This window comes from Nocardia sp. NPDC051911 (genome assembly GCF_040681035.1).
In the GTDB taxonomy this organism is placed as follows: domain Bacteria; phylum Actinomycetota; class Actinomycetes; order Mycobacteriales; family Mycobacteriaceae; genus Nocardia; species Nocardia sichangensis.
In genome coordinates, this window is record NZ_JBFAXY010000013.1 from 134,099 (window position 1) to 142,732 (window position 8,634).

Here is an 8,634-nt window from a genome sequence, read left to right on the forward strand (position 1 = left end):
CCGCCGACCGAACGAAGGAATCATGGCTACCGAAGGCTTTGTGCGCCGCCCCCGTATCGCGCCGCCCCGGGCGCCCGGTGGTGAGGTGGCGCTGACCGCTCCGCCGGAGATCGCGCGCGCCCTGCCCGCGCCGCTGATGATGAAGCTGATGCCGGTCGTCATGGTGGTCGCGGTGGTCGGCATGATCGCCATGATGGCGATGATGGGCCGCAACCTGCTGGCCAATCCGTTCATGATGATGTTCCCGATGATGATGCTCATGTCGATGGTCGGCATGATGGCGGGCTTCCGTGGCGGCGGGCCCAAGCGCGCGGTGGAACTCAACGAGGAGCGCAAGGACTACTTCCGCTATCTGGACCAGGTCCGCAAGGAGGTGCGCCGCACCGGCGGCAAGCAGCTGGAGACGCTCCGGTGGAGTCACCCCGAACCCGCCGACCTGCCGTCCCTGATCGGGACGAGGCGAATGTGGGAGCGCAGGCCCAACGACCCGGACTTCGGACACGTGCGCGTCGGGGTCGGCAGCCACCGGCTGGCCACCAAACTGGCGCGCCCCGAGACGGGGCCGCTGGAGGATCTGGAACCGGTGTCCACCGTGGCCCTGCGCCGATTCGTGCGCACCCATTCGGTGGTGCACCGCCTGCCGACCGCCGTGTCGCTGCGCGCGTTCCCCGCGATCAACATCGGCGGCCCGGTCGAGGACGCGCGCATGCTGGCGCGGGCGATGCTGATGGAGCTGGCCGCATTCCACGGACCCGACCATCTCGCCATCGCGATCGTCTGCTCGGACCCGGACGGCCCGGCCTGGTCCTGGGCGAAATGGCTACCGCAACTGCAGCATCCGACCCAGCGCGACGGCATGGGCTCGACGCGGATGATGTACCACTCGCTCGGTGAACTGGAAACAGCGCTGGCGGCCGAGCTGCTCGAGCGCGGCCGGTTCATGCGCAACCCACAGCCGACCCAGGGGCGACTACATCTGGTCGTCGTCATCGATGACGGCTACGTCAGCGGCAGCGAACGGCTGGTCAGCGAATCGGGCCTGGATTCGGTGACGGTGCTCGACCTCACCGCGCCGGAAGGCGGGCTCGCGGCGCGGCGCGGACTGCAACTGGTCGTCGGCGACGGCGAGGTGGCCGCGCGCAGTGCGGCCGGCGTGGAGAAGTTCGCCACCGCCGACGAGGTGAGCACGGCGGAGTCCGAGTCCTTCGCTCGCGCGCTGGCCAGATACCGGCTCGCGACGGCCGCGCAGATCGTGAGTCTCGGTGAGGGAACCACGGCCGATCCGGGACTGATGGCGCTACTGAAGATCCCGGACGCGGCCCAGATCGATCCGGCGCGGGTGTGGCGTCCGCGAACCGGCAGGGAGCGGCTGCGGGTGCCGATCGGCATCACCCCCGACGGCACTCCGGTGGAGATCGACATCAAGGAGTCGGCCGAGAACGGCATGGGCCCGCACGGCCTGTGCATCGGCGCCACCGGCTCCGGAAAGTCGGAATTCCTGCGCACTCTGGTGCTCTCGCTGGTCACCACGCATTCGCCGGACGCGCTGAACCTGGTGCTCGTCGACTTCAAGGGCGGCGCGACCTTCCTCGGCCTGGACTCGCTGCCGCACGTCGCCGCCGTGATCACCAACCTGGAAGAGGAACTCTCGCTGGTCGATCGCATGAAGGACGCGCTCGCGGGCGAGATGAACCGCCGCCAGGAGCTGCTGCGTTCGGCGGGCAACTACGCCAACGTCACCGACTACGAGAAGGCGCGCGCCGCGGGAGTGCCGCTCGATCCGCTGCCCGCGTTGTTCATCGTGGTCGACGAGTTTTCCGAACTGCTCTCGCAGAAGCCGGATTTCGCGGAGCTGTTCGTGATGATCGGCCGCCTCGGCCGGTCGCTGCACGTGCACCTGCTGCTGGCGTCGCAGCGCCTGGAGGAGAACAAGCTGCGCGGACTGGAATCGCATCTGTCCTATCGCATCGGCCTGCGCACGTTCTCGGCGAACGAGTCGCGTGCGGTGCTCGGCATCACCGACGCCTACCATCTGCCCAGCGTGCCCGGATCGGGATATCTGAAGAGCGACGCGTCGGATCCGTTGCGGTTCAACGCCAGTTACGTGTCCGGTCCGTACGTCGCGCCGCAGGGCACGGTGACCGGCGAGGACGGCAGCCCGGTCGCGGGCAGGCGGCCCGCGTTGTTCACCGCCGTGCCGGTGGAGATACCCGACCCGATCGATGCGGAGACCGAAGCGGAACCGGTCGCGCCGTCGAACCCGCTGCTGGAGCTGCCGCCGCCACCGTCGGCCGCTGGGGCCGTGCCCAGCGCCGACGAGGGCATCCCGGACACGTTGCTCGACGTGGTCGTCAAGCGGCTCACCGGGCACGGCCGCCCGGCGCACGAGGTGTGGTTGCCGCCGCTGGACGAATCCCCGACGGTGGACATGCTGCTGCCGGACCCGGACTGGCGTTCGCCGGTCAACCGGCACGGCCAACTGTGGATGCCGATCGGCGTCATCGACAAGCCCTACGAGCAGCGCCGCGATGTGCTCACCATCAATCTGGCTGGCGCCCAGGGCAATGTCGCGGTCGTCGGCGGCCCGCAGTCGGGCAAGTCGACGACCCTGCGCACCATCATCATGGCGACCGCGGCCACGCACACTCCCGAACAGGCGCAGTTCTACTGCCTCGACTTCGGCGGCGGCAGCATGGCGGGCTTGTCCGGCGTGCCGCACGTGGGCTCGGTGGCCGGTCGCCTCGACGGCGATCGGGTGCGCCGCACCGTCGCCGAGCTCACCACGCTGATGCGTCAGCGCGAGGAGCGGTTCGCCGCGCTGGGCATCGAATCGATGGCCGAGTTCCGGCGCCGCAAGTTCGGCGAGGGCCGTCGCGTTCCGGATGGCACAGCCGGGCCCGCCGATCCGTTGGCCGACGACAAGTTCGGCGACGTGTTCCTGGTGATCGACGGCTGGGCCGCGATCCGCGAAGAGTTCGACCTGCTGGAGCCGCAGATCAACGCCATCGCGGCCCAGGGCTTGTCGTTCGGCATCCACCTGATGATCGGCGCCGCGCGCTGGGCCGAGATCCGCCCGGTGGTCAAGGACCAGATCGGCACCCGGGTCGAGCTGCGGCTCGGCGATCCGTCCGACTCGGAGATGGGCAGGCGCACCGCGCACCAGGTTCCGGTCGGACGCCCGGGGCGCGGTCTGACCGCGGACCAGCTGCACATGCTGATCGCCTTGCCGCGCCTGGACTCCGACTCCGACCAGGGCAGCCTGGCCGACGGTGTCGCGCAGGCGCGGGCCGGACTCGAACAGCAGTACCCGAACCGCCGCGCGCCCGAAGTGCGCATGTTGCCGCTGCGCTTCGGCAGGGACGAGCTGATGGCCTCGGCGAAGGCGGAAGGCGTCGAGCTCGGCCCCACCCGCGTGGTCGTCGGTCGCGGCGAGTCCGAATTGCAGCCGCTGGTGCTGGATTTCGGCGTAGAACCGCACTTCATGGCCTTCGCGGACGTGGAATGCGGCAAGACCACCCTGTTGCGCAACATCGTGATGGGCGTGGTGGAACAGTCGACCACCGAGCAGGCCAGGATCATCATGGTGGACTACCGCCGGACCATGCTCGGCGTGGTCGAGGGCGACCACCTGGCCGGATACTCGACGTCGTCGCAGACCTGCGGTCCGATGATCCAAGAGGTGGCCGGGTATCTCGCCAAGCGGATTCCCGGCTCGGATATCACACCGCAGCAACTGCGCGAACGCAGTTGGTGGAGCGGCCCGGAGATCTACATCGTGGTCGACGACTACGACATGGTGGCGGCCGGTACCGGCATGAACCCGTTCGCGCCGCTGTTGGAATACCTGCCCCAAGCGCGGGACATCGGCATGCATTTCGTGGTAACCCGCCGCAGCGGCGGTGTGTCCCGCGCGCTGTACGACCCGATTCTGGGCACCATGAAGAACCTTTCGGTGGAGACGCTGATCATGAGCGGGTCGCGTGACGAGGGCAAGCTGATCGGCGACGTGCGGCCGAGCAAGCTGCCGCCCGGCCGTGGAACACTGGTCTCGCGCAGCAGGGGTATCGAGATGGTGCACATCGCGCACTTGCCGCCCATCTGATCGGTTCACCGTCGTGCGCCGGATATTCCGGCGTGCGCGGAGCGGCTCGTGAGTGCGCGGCACGATCGCGCACAAGGCCTGCGATATTCGGTTACGCCGTGCCCGTCGCGCGCGGCGGGCAGCCCCGGACAGCGCGGATCGTTCAGTTGTCGCCGCGTGCGATCAGTTGTTCGGCGGCGGTGGGCGCAAAAGCGCAGGCGCGGCCACTCGCCCGACAGCGGGGACCGGCACGGGAAGTGCGGGATCCCAGCTATCGGTTCTTCGCTCGAACAGCGCGCGTGACGGGCCCAGCGCGAGCGGGCCCGCGATGCGCACCAAACGGAATCCCGCCGAACGGTAGTAGGCGTGCAGGTCGGTATTGGTGGTCCACGCGTCGAGCCGGACCCAGGCGCGGCCCTGCGAGCGGGCGAGTAGTCCCGCGTGCGCCAGCAGGTGATGGCCCACGCGCCGGCCCGCGAAACGCAGATCCACGATCATGTAATGGGCGATCACCGCATCGTCGAGCTCCCACGCCGACCATAGACCGGCGTCGGCGCGGTCGTTGACCGTGATCGTTCCCGCCGGTTCGCCCGCGACCTCGGCGATCCAGGTCTCGCCCGCGTCCAGCGACCGTCCCACGGCGCGAGCGAAGATCTCGATGGGCAGGCCGCGTCCGGCGACCGTCCACTGATCGGAGCCGCGCGCGGTGAGCCACGCCGTGCGCTGCACGCGCAGGCGGCAGATCATGCCGAGATCGCCCCATGTCGCCTGGCGCAGCGCGATCGTCATGGGCTAGGCCCGGCCGGTCCCGTGCGAATCGGCAAGCGTGGTCCGGATGACTGCGGTGCCTTCGGCGTCGCCGAGCTCGTAGGCGAGCCGATTGCCGGAGGCGAGCGAACGTTGCCGCGTGGCACGGGTGACGCGCTCGTGGTTGGCGCCGATGCGCAGGTGGTCGAGCAGGATGGTGCCGGTGGCGACGCCGAGCACCAAGGCTTCCTCCGCGGTGGCAGGCCGGGCGACGAGCGTGTCGCGGTGCGCGGTCTCGGCATGACCCCGGTCGGCGAGGCGGCGGGTGGTGCCCTCCGGAATATCGTGCGGTGAGTCGATTCCGGTGGCCTCGGCCAGATCACGGGGATAGAAGCTGACCTCCCACGACCACGGCTCATGGTCGAGATACTGGACCACCGTCCTGGCCAGCACCCACGAATCCGGCGGTATCCCCAACCAAGACGCGACTTCGGGGCTGGCGGGCTCCATCTTCGCGCTGAACTCCTTCGACGGCTCCCGGTGCGCGGCCCGCGCGATCTCCTCGAAGATGTCGTGCGGGGTCTGCGGCCGGTCGGGGCGGATGGAATCGGTGACAACGGATTCCAGGATTTCCTGGTTTCGAACGATCGTTCCGCGGGAAGTAGCTGTATAGACGAGATTTTCGGTCACCAGCACCTGGATCGCGTTGCGGGCCGTGGTAATCGAGACCTGCATTTGATCGGCAAGCTCCGAGTGACTGGGCAGTCGATCGCCCGGTTTCCACTTGGCTGCGCGGATCTCCTCGCGGAGGAGGTCTGCGATCCGGTGATACGTCGGACCGTCCGCCATCTTGCTCCTCGGTTGGTCATGCAGGTAACGAAGTGTACTCTCCGTGACTCCCTACGGCCCGTTAACGCTTGACAGGTGCCTTCAGAGGTTTATTGTAATGAAGTCCTGATCCGGTGTTGTGCGGCGATGACGGCGAGGCAACGTGGCAGGTTCGGATACAACGGTCGTAATGGCCCTCCCTGGCACACCTAGGTGTGTCGATCCTTCGGTGCGCTCTTCGGCACCGGGATTGCTTCCCACGTCCGACCTATTGGTTCGGGCGTGTCGCGGACACCGCGTGGTCGGTGGTCCGCTCTTGTGGTTCGCTCGTGATCTGGCAGTGCTACATGAGCGCCGCCTGGTCGGCCGCGGTGGTTCGGTGGACACCTCCGTGGCGGTGGTTCGCGAAATCGAGCGTCGCAGAGTCGAATTGGTGATGGCCATCGACGACTGGGTGATGCGAAGTGTGCCGCAGCATCGGCTCGGCGCCACTCTGCACACCGAAACGGTGGGTGCGGTGATCGATCGCCTCGCCGAGTCGTCGGTGCGCGCGCACCACGCGTTGATGACTCTGAACGCGCACGACGATTTGCTGCACAACGCGTGGCATCATCTCGCCGAACTCGCGGACGCCTATGACGATCTGGTGCGCGACGTCATGGCGGGCAGGCGGCGTCTGCCCGAGTGGTGAGCGGCTGATCCGTTCGCCCTTCGCCCCGCCGGGCCACCGCCCGGCGGGTGTCACGGGTGGTAACGACGATGATCGGTGGCGAAGTCGTCCGCGACGGTCGCGGCCAGCTCGACGTAGGCCCGCTTGGTCTGCTTGTGCAAGCGGTGCAAATCGATTTCGGCGCCCTCGGACATGTGCGCGTCGAACGGGATGATGTGCACGGCGCGGCACCGGGACAGGAAGTACTCCCGTAGCTGCTGGATACCGACGTTCGGTGATCCGGCCCGCGGGGAGTTGATCACCACCACCGCGTTGCGCACCAAATGGTCGTGGCCGTGCAGCGACAACCAGTCCAATGTGGCTGCGGCACTGCGGGCTCCGTCGATCGCGGGGGAGGAGATCAGGACCAGCGAGTGCGCCAGGTCGAGCACACCGGACATGGCCGAATGCATGAGCCCGGTACCGCAGTCGGTGAGGATGATGTTGTAGAACCGTTGCAGGATTCGGGCGACCGCGCGGTACTCCTCTTCGCTGAACGCCTCCGACGCGGCCGGATCACGTTCGCTGGCGAGCACTTCCAGGCGGCTCGTCGCCTGCGAGGTGTGCCTGCGCACATCCGAATAGCGCTGGATGGTCGAATCGAGGAGCAGGTCGCGCACGGTGGACCTGGTCTGCAGGGGCACCCGCTGCGACAGCGTGCCGAAGTCAGGATTGGCGTCGACGGCGATCACCCGGTCGCCCCGGATCGAGGCGAAGGTGGAGCCGAGACCCATTGTGGTGGTGGTCTTTCCGACACCGCCCTTGAGCGACAGCACCGCGATCCGGTAGTCGCCGCGGACGGGCTGCCTGATCCGCGCGACCAGTTCCTGCAACCTGCGTTCCTCGGCGGACATACCGGGGTTGATCGCGCCGCCGGACACGTGGTGCACGGCCTTGCGCCACCCGGTTCCCGGAGCTTTCTTGGCCCGGCGCAGCGGCACGTCGTCGAGTGAAGGCTGCTGGAACGGGGCGCCCTGCTGCCGGGCGGGCGGCTGTGGGTAGCCGGGAGGCGTGCCCCACTGCGGGGCGGGGTGACCAGTGGCTTGGTGCGGCGGCACGGAATGCGGTGATGCCGGACCGGATTCGGGCGCGGCAGCATTGCGCCACTGGTCGACGGGGACCTGCGGTGCGCTGCCCGCTGCCTGATCGCCCGCGAACTGCGTCGGGTGACCGGCGGGTACGCCGCTCGAGGCGTTGGGGTGCGGCTGTGGCGCGCCCGCGTCGTAAGCCGCATCCGGACGGGGCTGAGGCGCAGGCTGCTGGTCGGAGTTCGGCGCTTGTCCGACCGGCGGCTGGGACGCCGAAGGTTCGTTCGGCTCCGCCGACAGCCGGTGGCGTCCGCCACCGGCGACAGGTCGCGCCGCCACCGGGCCGATGTCGGTCGCGCCGGCGCGGTTCGACGCCGGTGCGCTCGAGTCCCTTTGTGCGCGAGTCGCATCGACCGACCCCGCCGAGTCGGGCGGCACGGGGGCCTCCGGCGCGGTACCGGATGCACTGTTGTGCGGCCTCTCGTGCGGCGCGGGCGGGTCGGGCAGCGGTGGGAGTCGGCGCGGCGCGTCGGTCGCGGGCGCGGCGGCCTGCTCGGGCCGAGGAGCCGCGAGCCACGGCGGCGGACCATCGGGAATCACCGCCGTGGGAGCGGGTGCGGCGGTCTGCGGGGCTTGCGCCGGATGCTCGGTAATGGGCGGTGTCCGGTGGGCATCGCTCGACGGCGTGATGTCCCCGGCGCCCAGTGTGGAGCCATGCTCGGATCCCGCACCTGCCGACGTTGTCGGGGCCTGAGCCGCTGCCGCGCTCCGGTTCACCCCGGCAGTGGTGTTCGCGCTGTGCGGTTCGGTCGGGCTTGCGCCGGTGGATGAGGTGGCGGTCTCGGCGCCGGTCGGCGTCGCTTCTCGGCTCTCGGCCTGCCGAACAGCGTCCGCTCTGCCGGAAACGGGATCCTCAGCGGAACCTGCCGCTGTCGGAGCGCCGTGCGGCCCTGCGTGCTCGTCCGTTGACGGCCCGGATTGCTCGCCGTGCGGTGACTGCGCATTTTCGCTCAGCGGGTCGGGGGCCTGCCACGCGCTGGATACTGGCGTGGCGGTCGGGGCCGACGGGTCTCCGCCCTGCCGTGCCGCGTCCTCCGGGCCGGTTACGGGCGAGGTCCCGCCGCTGGTCGGGTCTGCTGACGGTGGAGCGGATGGCACGCCGGTCGGTGCCTGAGCGTTCTGCCGCGCGGTGTGGTCGGCCGTGCTTCGGTCGGGAGTCGACGTCGCCGGGTCGATGGGGT

5 protein-coding genes are annotated in these 8,634 nt (G+C 69.2%); 2 read left to right on the plus strand and 3 right to left on the minus strand.

Translation table 11 applies throughout. The features are described from left to right. The first annotated feature begins 22 nt into the window (after positions 1-22). Positions 23-4,102 (plus strand): type VII secretion protein EccCa, encoded by a 4,080-nt coding sequence (gene eccCa, locus AB0L97_RS18395; protein ID WP_364430864.1) that lies wholly within the window; start codon positions 23-25, stop codon positions 4,100-4,102. A 162-nt stretch (positions 4,103-4,264) separates the two neighbouring features. Here the strand turns inward: eccCa and AB0L97_RS18400 are convergent, their stop codons facing one another. Next, positions 4,265-4,870, minus strand: a complete 606-nt coding sequence (locus AB0L97_RS18400) for a GNAT family N-acetyltransferase (RefSeq protein ID WP_364430867.1) — start codon at positions 4,868-4,870, stop codon at positions 4,265-4,267. A gap of 3 nt (positions 4,871-4,873) precedes the next feature. Next, a complete protein-coding gene (locus tag AB0L97_RS18405; protein ID WP_355076198.1) occupies positions 4,874-5,677 on the minus strand; it encodes a GntR family transcriptional regulator in 804 nt (267 codons plus the stop codon). A 358-nt stretch (positions 5,678-6,035) separates the two neighbouring features. Here AB0L97_RS18405 and AB0L97_RS18410 point away from each other — a divergent pair, with 358 nt between their 5' ends. Continuing rightward, positions 6,036-6,347: a DUF4254 domain-containing protein gene (locus AB0L97_RS18410; RefSeq protein WP_355076200.1), complete on the plus strand. Its 312-nt coding sequence runs from the start codon at positions 6,036-6,038 to the stop codon at positions 6,345-6,347. 50 nt (positions 6,348-6,397) lie between these two features. Here the strand turns inward: AB0L97_RS18410 and AB0L97_RS18415 are convergent, their stop codons facing one another. Beyond that, positions 6,398-7,732 (minus strand): AAA family ATPase, encoded by a 1,335-nt coding sequence (locus AB0L97_RS18415; RefSeq protein ID WP_364430872.1) that lies wholly within the window; start codon positions 7,730-7,732, stop codon positions 6,398-6,400. Positions 7,733-8,634: the final 902 nt, after the last annotated feature.

What these genes read in the sequence shown, in the direction of transcription:
- eccCa (WP_364430864.1), top strand. Translation starts at nt 23, where the DNA reads ATGGCTACCGAAGGCTTTGTGCGCCGCCCCCGTATCGCGCCGCCCCGG.
- AB0L97_RS18400 (WP_364430867.1), bottom strand. Translation starts at nt 4,870, where the DNA reads ATGACGATCGCGCTGCGCCAGGCGACATGGGGCGATCTCGGCATGATC.
- AB0L97_RS18405 (WP_355076198.1), bottom strand. Translation starts at nt 5,677, where the DNA reads ATGGCGGACGGTCCGACGTATCACCGGATCGCAGACCTCCTCCGCGAG.